Origin of the sequence: Streptomyces sp. cg36 (genome assembly GCF_041080675.1) — a bacterium.
In the GTDB taxonomy this organism is placed as follows: Bacteria; Actinomycetota; Actinomycetes; order Streptomycetales; family Streptomycetaceae; genus Streptomyces.
In genome coordinates this window covers 8,147,515-8,159,961 of record NZ_CP163520.1, presented here as the reverse complement: position 1 = coordinate 8,159,961, position 12,447 = coordinate 8,147,515, and the positions used below count along the sequence as shown (strand labels likewise).

At 71.5% G+C, this 12,447-nt stretch carries 12 protein-coding genes; 9 read left to right on the top strand and 3 right to left on the bottom strand.

What is annotated here, in order from left to right; all coding sequences use genetic code 11:
• Positions 1-56 precede the first annotated feature (56 nt).
• Positions 57-623, bottom strand: coding sequence for a dihydrofolate reductase family protein (locus tag AB5J87_RS35925; protein ID WP_369382950.1), 567 nt, complete (start codon positions 621-623; stop codon positions 57-59).
• A gap of 156 nt (positions 624-779) precedes the next feature.
• Here AB5J87_RS35925 and AB5J87_RS35920 point away from each other — a divergent pair, with 156 nt between their 5' ends.
• A complete protein-coding gene (locus AB5J87_RS35920) occupies positions 780-1,709 on the top strand; it encodes an NADP-dependent oxidoreductase (protein ID WP_369382949.1) in 930 nt (309 codons plus the stop codon).
• 24 nt (positions 1,710-1,733) lie between these two features.
• Here the strand turns inward: AB5J87_RS35920 and AB5J87_RS35915 are convergent, their stop codons facing one another.
• Positions 1,734-2,366, bottom strand: coding sequence for an NADPH-dependent F420 reductase (locus AB5J87_RS35915; RefSeq protein WP_369382948.1), 633 nt, complete (start codon positions 2,364-2,366; stop codon positions 1,734-1,736).
• 48 nt (positions 2,367-2,414) lie between these two features.
• Positions 2,415-3,227 carry an inositol monophosphatase gene (locus tag AB5J87_RS35910; RefSeq protein WP_369382947.1) on the bottom strand — a complete coding sequence of 271 codons (813 nt, stop codon included), beginning with the start codon at positions 3,225-3,227 and terminating at the stop codon, positions 2,415-2,417.
• A 125-nt stretch (positions 3,228-3,352) separates the two neighbouring features.
• Here AB5J87_RS35910 and AB5J87_RS35905 point away from each other — a divergent pair, with 125 nt between their 5' ends.
• The 8 genes from AB5J87_RS35905 (at position 3,353) to AB5J87_RS35870 (ending at position 12,441) form a co-directional block, all read left to right on the top strand.
• Positions 3,353-4,327, top strand: coding sequence for a LysR family transcriptional regulator (locus tag AB5J87_RS35905; protein WP_369382946.1), 975 nt, complete (start codon positions 3,353-3,355; stop codon positions 4,325-4,327).
• A 189-nt stretch (positions 4,328-4,516) separates the two neighbouring features.
• Positions 4,517-5,254, top strand: coding sequence for a helix-turn-helix domain-containing protein (locus AB5J87_RS35900; protein ID WP_369382945.1), 738 nt, complete (start codon positions 4,517-4,519; stop codon positions 5,252-5,254).
• Between the two features lie 69 nt (positions 5,255-5,323).
• Positions 5,324-6,769 carry a CoA transferase gene (locus AB5J87_RS35895; RefSeq protein ID WP_369382944.1) on the top strand — a complete coding sequence of 482 codons (1,446 nt, stop codon included), beginning with the start codon at positions 5,324-5,326 and terminating at the stop codon, positions 6,767-6,769.
• A 101-nt stretch (positions 6,770-6,870) separates the two neighbouring features.
• Positions 6,871-8,064 (top strand): CaiB/BaiF CoA transferase family protein, encoded by a 1,194-nt coding sequence (locus tag AB5J87_RS35890; protein WP_369382943.1) that lies wholly within the window; start codon positions 6,871-6,873, stop codon positions 8,062-8,064.
• Between the two features lie 85 nt (positions 8,065-8,149).
• On the top strand, positions 8,150-9,322 hold the full coding sequence (locus AB5J87_RS35885) for an acyl-CoA dehydrogenase family protein (protein ID WP_369382942.1): 1,173 nt from the start codon (positions 8,150-8,152) through the stop codon (positions 9,320-9,322).
• Positions 9,319-10,410: an acyl-CoA dehydrogenase family protein gene (locus AB5J87_RS35880; RefSeq protein WP_369382941.1), complete on the top strand. Its 1,092-nt coding sequence runs from the start codon at positions 9,319-9,321 to the stop codon at positions 10,408-10,410. The genes AB5J87_RS35885 and AB5J87_RS35880 overlap by 4 nt, the downstream gene beginning before the upstream one ends.
• Positions 10,411-10,615: 205 nt before the next feature.
• A complete protein-coding gene (locus AB5J87_RS35875; protein ID WP_369382940.1) occupies positions 10,616-11,314 on the top strand; it encodes a response regulator in 699 nt (232 codons plus the stop codon).
• Positions 11,311-12,441: a sensor histidine kinase gene (locus AB5J87_RS35870; RefSeq protein WP_369382939.1), complete on the top strand. Its 1,131-nt coding sequence runs from the start codon at positions 11,311-11,313 to the stop codon at positions 12,439-12,441. The genes AB5J87_RS35875 and AB5J87_RS35870 overlap by 4 nt, the downstream gene beginning before the upstream one ends.
• The last annotated feature ends 6 nt before the right edge of the window (positions 12,442-12,447 follow it).

Below are 12,447 nucleotides of genomic sequence, written 5' to 3'. Positions count from 1 at the left end.
GCGCCTACCGGGAGCACAGGCGCAAGGCGGGGTCCCGCACACCTCGCGACGGACCCTCAGCGTCTCGTCTCGTACCGGCTCAGGACCACGCCGCCGGGGAACCTCCGCGTCTCCACCAGGTTCAGGTACACCCAGTTGTCCACAGCGGCGAAGAACGGTGTGCCGCCGCCCACCAGGACCGGCGCGGTGGCCAGCACGTACTCGTCGATCAGCCCGGCCCGCATGGCCGCCCCGGCGAGCGTCGCGCCGCCGATGTCCATCGGGCCGCCGTCCTCGGCCTTGAGCCGGGTGATCTCGGCGACCGCGTCCCCGGTGACCAGGCGGGTGTTCCAGTCGGCTTTCTCGATCGTCGAAGAGAACACCACCTTCGCCATGTCCCGCCAGCGGCGCCCGAACTCGATCTCCGCCGGGGTGGCACCGGGTTGCTGGTCGACCGTCGGCCAGTAGGGGCTCATCGTGTGCCAGAGCCTGGTCCCGCACAGAGACACGTCGGTCGCCTGCAACTGGTCGGACCAGAACTGGAACAGCTCGTCGCTCGGCGGCCCGCTCCAGCCGATGTCGTGCCCGGGCGCGGCGATGTACCCGTCCAGGGTCAGGTTCATGCCGTAGATCAGCTTCCGCATGGCGCCAGCCTTCCGTGTGAGTCGGTCTTACGCGTACAGACCGGCGCGGAGCGGGAAACTCATCGGTCGTGACGATGCCTCATTCGTTGAGGTACCTGCCGGTGCCCATCGGGTTCCTAGTCTGGGTTCGCCCCCCCTTCCTGAACCAGGAGAGTCATGCGAGTCATCACCCAGCACAGGCTCGGCGGTCCCGAGGTGCTCACCGTCGTGGACGCGCCCGAGCCCCGTCCCCTCCCGACCGAGGTTCTCGTGCGTGTCAAGGCGATCGGGCTGAACCCGCTGGAGGCGCGCCTGCGCGCCGGCGAGTTCCCGCTGATCGGCCCGCCGCCGTTCACCCTCGGCTGGGACATCAGCGGCGTGGTCGACCAGGCACCGCAGACGTGGCGGTTCAGGCCCGGCGACGAGGTCTTCGGGATGCCGTTGTTCCCCCGGGCGGCGAACGCGTACGCCGAGGTCGTGTCGGCTCCTGCGCTGCACCTGGCACACAAGCCGGCGTCGCTCTCGTACGCCGAGGCGGCGGCACTGCCGCTCGTGGGGCTGACGGCGTGGCAGGGGCTCGTCGACCTCGCCGGTGTACGGGAGGGCGACCGCGTCCTGGTCCACGGCGGTGGCGGCGGGGTCGGCCACGTCGCGATCCAGATCGCGAAGGCGCTCGGCGCACACGTGATCACGACCGCCGGCCGGGGCAAACGCGCCTTCGTCGAGGGATGCGGCGCCGACGAGGTGATCGACTACACGTCGGTCGACTTCACCGAGGCGGTCCACGACATCGACGTCGTGCTCGACACGATCGGCGGCGACACCGCAGAGCGCTCCCTCGAAGTCCTCCGCCGGGGAGGTCACTTGGTGACGGCGGTCGCCGAGGAGGACACGCAGCTCGCCGCCACGTACGAGGCGGCCGGTAGGCATTTCAGCGGCATCGCCGTCGACCCCGATCCGGTCGCCCTGCGCAGCCTCGCCGCACTCGTCGAAGAGGGCAGTCTCCGCGTCCACGTGCAGAAGACGTTCCCCTTCGCGCACGCCGCCGAGGCGCACCGATTGCTGGACCACGGTCACCTTCAAGGCAAGCTCGTCCTCACCGTTTGATCCGGTCGTGAGTCTCGCGGTGGGTCAGCGGGCGAGCGAGACCGCGAAGGGCTTGAAGCCATGCCGGCGCAGGAGGTGGGGAACCACCAGGATCATGGCCTCGGTGGCGCGGGCCGTGGTGATGCCACCGAGGTCCTCGATCCACGCGGGCTGCCAGCCCAGGTCGCCGAGCAGGGCGGCGGTGATCTCCTTCGCGTTCTGGTCGTCACCCGAGAGGTACGCCGTCGGTGGTGTGGCCAGGATTTCGGGAGCGGTCATGACCGTGAACAGCATCGTGTTGAGGGTCTTCACCACGTGGGTGTCGGGGAGTTGGGCCTGGAGCTTCTCGGCGAGGCTGCTGCCGGGGTAGCACAGATCGCCGGGCAGGCCGTCGGCGTCGTCGTGGGTGGCGTTGGAGACGTCGATGAGTATCTTGCCGCTGAGTTCGGCGCGCAGAGCGCCCAGGCGGTCGAGGGCGCTGTCACCGGGCGTCGCGTTGATGACGACATCCGCGGTACGTGCGGTGGTGGCCTGGTCGGCGAAGTTCGTGCGCGGGGGAAGGGCCGCGGTCCCTTGCGGGTCGCGGACTCCGAGGGTGACGCGGTGTCCGGCGGCGGAGAGCTTGTCGGCGAGGTTCATGCCGACGCGGCCGGCGCCCAGGATGCCGATGTGGGTCATGGGTGGTGCTCCTTGCGGTTTCGGGGTGGGCAGAGTGGAGGGGGACGGTCAGGCGATCGGCGCGAGGACCTTGAGGGCGTCGGCGTGGATGCCGGGGGCAGCGGCCAGGAAGTCGTGGCCGGCCGTGCTCCAGGGCTCGCCCGCCAGGTCGGTGACGGTGCCTCCGGCCTCGGCGACCAGCAGGGCTCCCGCGACCAGGCCGGAGCGGACGTCGGAGAACTGCCAGAACGCGTCCATGCGTCCGGCGGCGACGTGGATGAGCTGCATCGTGGCGGGCACGGACACCCGTACGACCAGGCCGTTGATGAGCATGGCGGTGACGGAGTCGCCGATCTGCCGGAAGACGCGCTCGTCCTCGCCGGGCCTGGCCTGGCCGGTGCCGATGAGGGCGGCGTCCAGGTCGGTCTTGGCCGACACCTTCAGGGGGTGCCCGTTGAGGTGTGCGCCTCCCCCGGCGACCGCGGTGTAGGTGTCGCCGGTCAGGGGAAGGTGGACGACGGTGAGCACCGGCTTGTTGTCGCGGACCAGGGTGGCCGTCACGGCCCAGTCCTCCATGCCGTGGACGTGGTTGATGTTGCCCTCGGCGGGGTCGACGACCCACCACTCCCCCGGCGGGAGCGCGCCGCCGGCCAGCTCGTCCTCCGCCCACTGCGATCCTTGGCGCGCCCGCAGCAGCGGCTCGCGCAGCACGTCCAGCACCGCGTCGTCATTTGCGTGGATCTCCGCGACGATCCCGTCCAGACTCACGCCCCGGGCGTGCGGGGTGTAGCGGTCGCGCAGCGTGGTGCCCGCGGTCTTCACCGCGGCGATCACCTCGGACAGGAGCGGCGTGTCGGCGGCGAAAGGCATGGCTGTGCTCATGACGGTCTCCTTGAGTGCGGTGTGTGCGGTGTGTGCGGGAGCGGTTTCCGTTCCCGCACACCTCGAAGGTAGGCCGCCGAATCATTAACAACAAGTGCATGCTTGTCACTTGTAGAGTTACTCTCATGCAACTGGATCTGAATCTGCTCACCGCCCTGGACGCCCTGCTGGAAGAGGGCAGTGTCGCCGGTGCCGCATCCCGCCTCCATGTCACCGCACCGGCGATGAGCCGCTCCCTGGGCCGTATACGCAAGGCCACCGGCGACCAGATCCTGGTGCGCACCGGCCGCAGCATGGTTCCCACCACCCGGGCGCTGGCGATGCGCGCCGAGGTCCACGCCCTCGTCCAGCAGGCCCATCAACTTCTGTCCGCGCAGCAGGAACTCGACCTGGCGGAGCTGGAGCGGGTCTTCACCGTGCGCTGGCACGACGCTCTGGCCGCCGCCTGCGGCACCGATCTGATCACCGCTGTCCACCGCCGGGCCCCGGGCGTCCAGCTGCGCCTGACCGCCGAGCCCGGCACCGACACCCCCGAGCTGCGCCGGGGTGAAGTCGACCTCGAATCGAGCTCCGGCCTTCCCGCGCTCCCGGACATCCGCCACCAACTCATCGGCAGGGACCGGCTGGTCGTCGCCGTCCGCCCCGGCCACCCGCTCACCGAAGGGCCGCTGAGCATGGAGCGCTACGCGGACGCCGAACACCTCACCGTCTCGCGGCGCGGGAGTCTGCGCGACCCGATCGACGACGCCCTCACCACCCACGGCCTCCGGCGCCGTGTCACCGCCGCCGGGCCCAGCGCCGCCTTCGCCCTGCAACTCGCGCTCGCCACCGACCTGGTGGTCACCCTTCCCGACGCGGTCACGCGCGCGGCCCGCGAGCAACTCGGCCTGGCAACCTTGCCGTTGCCGCTCCAGTTGCCGGACGTCCCCCTGTACCTGCTGTGGCACCAGCGCTACGACGACGACCGCGCCCACACCTGGCTGCGCGAGACGGCCGCCGAAATCCTCCAGTCACTGTTCGCTCCGCCAACCGCCTCCCCCAGCCCCTCGCCGACCGGGCCGGACGGTGACGGAGACGCCCCTGACCCGGCGAGCGGCTGACGTCAAGCCCGCTCACCTCCTGTTCCGCGGAGGCCGGTACGTTACTCGGGCCGACCGCGCATACCTGGTCGCAGGTGGATGCCGACCTCACAAAGGGGCGTGAGGCGGCGGTGCAGTGCGGGCGAGGATCGACGCGCCGGTTCGGCACTCATGGCCGATGGTTTACGTGAAGGACAAGGTGGGGGCGGGATGAGCGAGCACGGCCGACGGCGGCATCACCGTACGGTGGACCGGGTCGTGTGGATCCTGGAGGCTGCCGCGCGGGCGCCCGGCGGGGTGACCGTGGCCGCGTTGGCGCGGACGGTCGGGGCGCCGGCGAGCTCGGTGCAGGACCTGGTCAACGGCCTTGCCGCGACCGGGTTTCTGCTGGAACAGCACGGGCGCTTCAGGCTCGGCCCGGCCCCGCACGTCCTCAATCTCATCGCGGGCCGGGCCGTTCCGCGGATCAGTCAGGCCGAGCTCAATGAACTGAGCCGCGTCGCGGGTACCCCGGTGCTGCTCACGGTACGGGTCGGGCTCGCCGCCGTACACCTCGCGCGCGGCGGCGAGGACGAGATTCCCCGCCTCCTCCATCTCGCTGACGAGCACATGTCCCGGCCGCTGCTGCGCACCGCCGCGGGGCGCCTGCTGCTGGCCTTCACCGACGAGACGGAGCGACGCGGGCTGCTCGACGAGCTCGCCTGTCACGACCCCGAGGCGGTCGCGGAGTTCCGCCGCGCCCTTCCCTCGATCCGCGCGTCACGCATCAGTCGCAACGAGGGGCTTGCCGACCCCGAGGTCAGCGCGCTCGCGATCCCTGTCACCGAGGGGTCCACCGTCACGGGCGCGCTCGTTCTGACGCACCGGCGCCGTGGCCGCTCGGAGCGGCTGAGTCTGGACCGTGCGGCGGCCCGGCTGCTCGCGCACATCCAGGAGGGGCAGACGTGACGTGCGCATCAGTTCACGGATATCCGTGGATGCGGGCGCACGTAGGGTGCCGGGAACGAGCATCCCGGCATGACTTCACACACGCTCACCACGACCGAGCAGGCGTCTGCGCCGTCCACCGGCGACATACTCTCCGGGCTGCTGCACACCCTCGAAGGTCCTGACCCGGCCCGGGGCGCCGAGGACATCACCGTCGTAGGGGCCGATCCCCTGGTGCCCTCGGTGCACCGCCTCGCCGATGCCATGTCCGCCGCGATCGGGGTCTTCGGGCGGCAGACGGCGGCGCTCGGCGAACTGCGCGGTCACCCGCACCAGCGGGTTCAGGTGGAAGCCGGGGCCGCGATCGACCAGCTCATGGCGACGTACCACACGACGTTGGCGGGGCGTTCCCTCGGCACGCTCTTCGACGATCCGGCGCTGCTCGCCCACAACGACTTCTACCGGACCCGCGACGGCCGGTGGATCTTCCTCATCACCACCTATCCACATCTGCGCGACGCGGTCCACTCCGTGCTCCGGTGCGGGCTCGACAAGGTGGGGATCGCGCGGGCCGCGGCCGACTGGGACGCCTTCACCCTGGAGGAGGCCGTCTGCGCGCGGGGCGGCGCCGCCTGCGTGGTGCGCAGCCGGTCGGAGTGGCTCGCCCACCCGGCGGGGCGGTTTGTCGCGCGGCGCCCGGTCGTCGAGATCGACCGTGTCGCGGACGCACCGGCCCGGCCACTGACACCGGTCCCTGCGGCCCAGGAGGCACTCGCGGGCGTACGGGTACTCGATCTCACCCACGTCATCGCGGGGCCGGTCGCGGCCCGGCTGCTCGCCCAGTTCGGCGCCGACGTACTGCACCTGTCACGTCCCGACCGCCCCGACCCGGTCCCCATGATCGCGATGACCGGCGCAGGCAAGCGGAACGCCTACTGCGACCTGCGCGACGAGCACGACCGTGCGGCCTTCCACGACGCGCTCGGGGATGCGGACGTCTTCGTACACGCCTACCGGGGACTCGCCCGGCACGGGGCGTCGACCGAGGACCTCGTGCGGCGCCGCCCCGGCCTCATCACCCTCGAATACCACGCCTGGGGTGCCGAAGGCCCCTGGGGCGAGCGCGGCGGATTCGACCAACTCGCCTGCTCCGCGACCGGGTTCGCGGTCGAGGAGTGGACCGACCGGCCGTCGCTGCCGCCGACGTATCTGCTCAATGACTACCTCGCCGCGTATCTCGGGGCCGCCGCCGTGGCAACGGTCCTGCGCCGACGCGCGACCGAGGGCGGCTCCTGGCGGATCCGCGTGACCTTGGCCGGGGTGTGCCACTGGGTGCAGGAGCTCGGACTCCTCACACGGGAGGACGTCATCGATCTGCCCCGGCCCGGACGTACGCCGTTCGCCGCGCTGTCGACCACCGCGACCGACTTCGGCCCGCTCACCGAACCGGCGACACCGTTCACGTACAGCGGGCGTCCGGTCCCCCAGCCCGGCCGACGCTCCCCACTCGGCTCTGCCCCGCTCCAGTGGCTCTAGGTCCACCTCCACCCGGCCAACGCGCCGCCCCGGCAAGCACCCCGTGTCCGCCGCCCGCGCCACACCACCGTCCCATCCCCGTCTCCAGGAGGCACCGGACCATGTCCGAGCAACCGACCGTCCCGTCCGGCCGCGGACTCCTCGCCGGGATCCGCGTCATCGAACTGGCCAGCGTGATCATGGCCCCGTACGCCGCCCAGCAGCTCGGCGACCTCGGCGCGGACGTGATCAAAGTCGAGCCGCCCACGGGCGACATGACACGCCACTACCCGCCGCGACGCCACCCCGGCATGGGCGGCCCGGCACTCAACCTCAACCGCAACAAGCGCAGCGCCGTCATCGACCTCAAGGCCCCGCACGGCCGCGATGCCCTGCTCGCCCTGCTGCGCACCGCCGACGTCTTCATCACCAACCTGCGCCCGCAGGCCCTGGAGAGACTCCGCCTCGGATACGACGAGGTCGCGGCCGTCAACCCCGGTCTGATCTACACCCAGGCCCAGGGCTTCCGCAGCGACAGCCGCTACGGCACCCACGCCGCCTACGACGACATCATCCAGGCGGCCAGCGGCCTGGTCTGGCTCAACCACCAGGTCTCCGGCCAACCCCACTACGTCCCCACCGTCCTGGCCGACAAGATCTGCGGCATGCAGATCGCCCAGTCGGTCCTGGCGGCACTGCACTACCGGGAACACGGCGGCACCGGTCAGCGCGTCGAAGTCCCGATGGCCGACACCATGCTCGCCTTCAACCTGGTCGAGCACCTGGGGGATGCCTCTCTGGAGGCCGACGGGGCGTTCGGCTCGGCCCGCTCGCTCAGCCCTCGGCGCCGCGCCCTGCGCACCGCCGACGGCTGGATGTGCATCCTGCCGCACAGCGACCGCAACTGGCAGGACTTCGCCGCCTTCGTCGGCCGCCCCGAACTGGCCTGCGACCCGCGCTTCTCCACCGCCCCCGACCGGGCCCGCAACGCCGACCAGTTCTACCCGCTGCTCGCGGAGCTGACACCGCGGCACACCAGCGCCGCCTGGCAGGAGTTCTGCGACCAGGCGGGCATCGCCGCCGCCCCCGTCCTCGACCTGGCCTCCGCCGCGACCACCGCCTACGCCCAGGAGGGCGGCCTGCTGTACGAGGCCGAGCACCCCACCGAGGGCCGCTACCGGGTCATCGGCAGCCCGGTGCGCTACTCGGCCGACCCCGAGCCGCGCCTGCGCCCCTGTCCGGGCATCGGCCAGCACACCGACGAGGTGCTCCGCGAAGCCGGTTTCGACCCGTCCCTGCTCCACTCCACGCACTGACCCGTCCCTGCTGCACCCCACGCACGGACCCGTGTCCCCGACGTAGACGCACCGATCCCCTCACCAACCCGGGAGCGAATGAACCATGTCCCCTTCCACGCTTTCACCGCTCGCGTTCCCTGATGTCGCCCTGCCCGAATCGGCCCGTCTGCTTCGCACCGAGGTCCGTGCCTTTCTCCAGGAGGAACGCGTACGCGGCACCGTGCTCGGCCGCCCCGACTCCTGGCTGGCGGGCTGGGACCCCGGCTTCAGCCGACGCCTCGCCGGGCGCGGCTGGGTCGGCATGGCCCTGCCCACCGAGTACGGCGGCGCGGGCCGCGGCTTCCTGGAGCGCTATGTGATGATCGAGGAACTGCTCGCCGCAGGAGCCCCGGTCAGCGCCCACTGGGTCTCCGACCGGCAGGCAGGACCCTCCATCCTCCAGCACGGAACCGAGGAGCAGCGCCGCTTCTTCCTGCCCCGGATCGCCGCCGGGCGGTGCTTCTTCTCCATCGGCATGAGCGAGAAGAGCAGCGGCTCCGACCTCGCCTCGGTCGCCACACGCGCCGAACACAGCGCTGACGGCTGGCGGTTGACCGGCACCAAGATGTGGACGGGCGGCGCCCATGTCAACGACTACGCCATCGTCCTCGCCCGCACCGGCGACGCCGAGGACAAGCACACGGGGCTCAGCCAGTTCATCGTCGACCTGCGCACCCCGGGCGTACGCGTCGAGCCGATCCACCTGATGAGCGGCGAGCACCGCTTCAACGCCGTCCACCTCGAAGGTGTCCACGTCCCCGACACCATGCTCCTCGGCCAACGGGGAGACGGCTGGAAGCAGGTCACCGGCGAGCTCGCCTTCGAACGCAGCGGCCCGGAACGCTACCTCTCCACCTTCCCTCTGCTCCTCTCCCTGCTCCGCGAACTGGAGCAACGCCCGGCCACGGCCGAACAGCTCACCCAGGTAGGCATTCTGACGGCTCGTCTGCACAGCATCCGCCGGCTGTCCCTCGGCGTGGCCGCCGCGCTGGACGCCGGGGCCTCTCCCGATGTCCAGGCCGCCCTGGTCAAGGACCTCGGCACCCGTTTCGAGGGCACGCTGACCGACGCCGTCCGCACCATCCTGCCGACCCCGGCCGACCCGCACGCCACTCCCGGCACCCACGCCGAACTGCTTGCCTTCGCCCAGCTGCACAGCCCGGGCTACACCTTGCGCGGCGGCACCAACGAAATCCTTCGCGGCATCATCACTCGCGGAATGGAGCAGCACCGGTGAACACCCACACGGCAGCACCGATGGACACCCACACCATCGACACCAGCGCCCCCGTCATCCCCGCCGACGCCTACGACACCACCAGCTTCTTCACCACCCCGGACTCCATCGCGGTCGTCGCCAACACCACCGCCCCCGACGCCGTTCCCCTCCCTTCCCCGGACGCCTCCACCGTCGAACTCCTCGCCGCCACACAGGAGTCGGGGCGCCGAGCCGTCCCCGGGCCGTTCGCCGAGACCGCCCTGGTCGCCCGTCCGCTGCTGCACCGCACCGGCCTTCCCGTCCCCGACGGCCCGCTCAGCTACGCCATCGCCCCCGGCCTCACCGTCCAGTACACCCACCCGGCCGCTTCCGCCGTCGGCTCGGCGGGATGCTCCGGCGAGGAGGACACCCTGCTGGTCACCGGCACCCTCCGACGCGTCCCCTGGGCCCGTACCGCCACCGCCGTGGTCGTCGTGGCCACCGCCCCCTCCGGCCCCGTCCTGTTCGCCCTCACCCCCGACCAGGCCATCCTCACCCCCGGCGGCAACCTCGCGGAGGAACCCCGGGACGACCTGCACCTCACCGCCGTGGAGATCCCGGCCTCGCGGGTGCGCCGCGTCTCCCCCGAGCTGGCCGACGAGGCCCGGCTCCGCGCGGCCCTGGCCCGCTCCGCCCTGATCGCCGGCGCCGCCGAACGCTGCGTCGGTCTCACCCTCGCCCACACCACCGCCCGCACCCAGTTCGGCCGCCCGCTCAGCCACTTCCAGGCCGTCAAGCAGGAGGAAGCCCGGCTGATCGAGGAGGCCGCGCTGGTCCGCGCCGCCGTCCAGGCCGCCGCCGTGCCGCTGGACACCGGCGGGGAGGCGGCACGCTTCGCCGTCGCCGCCGCCAAGACCCAGGCATCGGTCTCCGCGGCCGAGATCACCCGCATCGCCCACCAGCTCCACGGCGCCATCGGCATCACCAAGCTCCACCCCCTCCACCTCGCCACCACCCGCCTGTGGTCCTGGCGCGACGAGGACGGCGACGAAACCTCCTGGGCACACCGCCTGGCCCGCCCCCTCACCGCCACCACCCTGTGGCCCACCCTCACCACCACACCCTGATCCCCTTCTGCCCTGCTCAGCCGCCCACCGCCCTCCCGGTGGGCGGCTGAGCAGGCAGAACGGCAACCGCCGAGCGGCGGGGGTGGTGCTCCTCCTCGGGAGGTAGGTGTGCCCGCGCCGTCGGGCCGTACAGTTGCGGCGGAAACCGACGGGGACAGCTGAAGGCGGCGGGTGGGTGGCACAGGAAATACCCTGCGGAAGCGACATGCTCAGGGTGGTGGTCGTCGATGACGAGTCCCTGATCCGCTCCGGTCTTCAGATGATCCTCTCCAGCGCCGGGGACATCGACGTCGTCGCTGCCTGTGAGGGATCCGTCGCGGTGGAGACCGTGGCACGGACCCGCCCGGACGTGGTGCTGCTGGACGTCCGCATGCCGGGCACGGACGGTCTGGCCGTCCTGGCCCGCCTCCGGGCGCAGCCCGAACCGCCCGTGGTGGCCATGCTCACCGCATTCGCCACGGATGAGTACCTCTACACCGCACTCAGCGAAGGCGCGGCAGGCTATCTGCTCAAGGACACCGACCCGGAGCAGCTCGTCCGTGACGTACGCACCCTCGCGGCAGGCGGTCGCCTACTGTCGCCGGCGGTGGCACCGGCGGTGATCGAGGGCTATCTGGGACACAGCGCGCGAGCGGCCTCGGCCTCGGTCGACGCCCTCACCGCTCGCGAGGTGCAGGTGCTGTCCCTGCTGGGCACCGGACTGACAAACGCCCAGATAGCGACCCGTCTCGGCCTGGCCACGAGCACGGCCAAGGACCACATCAGCACGGTGATCAACAAACTGGGACTGGACAACCGGGTCCAAGCCGCCGTCTTCGCCGAGCGAGCGGGCCTGATCCCGCCCGCGGCCGACCCGGACCGCAGCCCAGCGCCTGAGCGGCACCACCAGGCAGGCACCCGGTGAAAAGTCCGAGCGCCGCAGTTCTCCTCTCGTGCGCCCTCCTGGTCCTGCCCACCCACGTCATGTTGTGTGACCTGTGGATCCGGTACGGGGACGGCCTTGAGCCCTGGGCGATGTGGCTGCTGTGCACCCAGGCGGGGCTCCTCCTCGTACGCGGGAGGTTTCCGCTGACGGTGGGCGCGACCGTGCCGCTCTCCCTCGTGTCCAACATCGGGTGGCTCGCCTCGCTCTTCGCCCTCTACAGCCTCGCCCGGCACTACGGGGTCCGCTGGCAGACCTGGCTGGTCTACGGGCTCATCGTCGTCTTCGAGGTGGTGAGCGCGCTGACCTGGGCGTGTATGGGCAGCTGGCCCATAGCCCTGTACGAAGCGCTGCTGAACTGCGCCCTGCAGGGCCTGCCCCTGGTCCTGGGCATCCTGGTGCGCACCCGGCAGGAACTGGCGCGCCGGCTCACGGACCTGGACCGCGCGCGCGAGCGCGAGGACTACCTTCTGACCCAGCAGGTCCTGGTGGCCGAGCGGACGCGGCTGGCCCGGGACATGCACGACGTGATCGCCCACAAGGTCGCGCTCATCAGCGTGCAGGCCGCCGCCCTCCAGGTCACCACCCCCGACCCCGCCGCGCACACGACGGCCCGCACGGTCCGGGAGCTGGCCTCGGCCACCCTGAGCGAGCTGCGCGACATGCTCGGCGTGCTCCGCACCCACGACACCGACCGGCACAGCACCACACCCCAGCCAGGACTGGCCGATCTACCGCACCTGATCTCCAGCACCGAACTCGCGGCGACCTTCCACACCACCGTCGCGCTGACCGGCCCCAGCGCCCGGGCCTGGCCCGACACCGTGCAGTCCGCGGTGTTCCGTACCGTCCAGGAGGGGCTCACGAACGCGGCGAAACACGCCCCCGGAGCAGCCATCCATGTCGAGCTGTACGAGGAGGGGAGCACGCTGCATGTGTCGGTCCGCCACGCCTCCCCCGAACCCGGTGCCCCCCGGCTGGAGCTGCCCAGCAGCGGGTTCGGCCTGGAGGGGCTGCGCGAACGCGCCCGCCTGGCCGGCGGCAGTGTGGACACCCACCTCGGCGCGGACGGGGCGCACCTCCTCACCGCGCGCTTCCCCGCCCGTTGACCCACT

What these genes read in the sequence shown, in the direction of transcription:
- AB5J87_RS35910 (WP_369382947.1), bottom strand. Translation starts at nt 3,227, where the DNA reads ATGAGCACAGCCATGCCTTTCGCCGCCGACACGCCGCTCCTGTCCGAG.
- AB5J87_RS35890 (WP_369382943.1), top strand. Translation starts at nt 6,871, where the DNA reads ATGTCCGAGCAACCGACCGTCCCGTCCGGCCGCGGACTCCTCGCCGGG.
- AB5J87_RS35875 (WP_369382940.1), top strand. Translation starts at nt 10,616, where the DNA reads ATGCTCAGGGTGGTGGTCGTCGATGACGAGTCCCTGATCCGCTCCGGT.
- AB5J87_RS35915 (WP_369382948.1), bottom strand. Translation starts at nt 2,366, where the DNA reads ATGACCCACATCGGCATCCTGGGCGCCGGCCGCGTCGGCATGAACCTC.
- AB5J87_RS35925 (WP_369382950.1), bottom strand. Translation starts at nt 623, where the DNA reads ATGCGGAAGCTGATCTACGGCATGAACCTGACCCTGGACGGGTACATC.
- AB5J87_RS35895 (WP_369382944.1), top strand. Translation starts at nt 5,324, where the DNA reads ATGACTTCACACACGCTCACCACGACCGAGCAGGCGTCTGCGCCGTCC.
- AB5J87_RS35920 (WP_369382949.1), top strand. Translation starts at nt 780, where the DNA reads ATGCGAGTCATCACCCAGCACAGGCTCGGCGGTCCCGAGGTGCTCACC.
- AB5J87_RS35885 (WP_369382942.1), top strand. Translation starts at nt 8,150, where the DNA reads ATGTCCCCTTCCACGCTTTCACCGCTCGCGTTCCCTGATGTCGCCCTG.
- AB5J87_RS35900 (WP_369382945.1), top strand. Translation starts at nt 4,517, where the DNA reads ATGAGCGAGCACGGCCGACGGCGGCATCACCGTACGGTGGACCGGGTC.
- AB5J87_RS35905 (WP_369382946.1), top strand. Translation starts at nt 3,353, where the DNA reads ATGCAACTGGATCTGAATCTGCTCACCGCCCTGGACGCCCTGCTGGAA.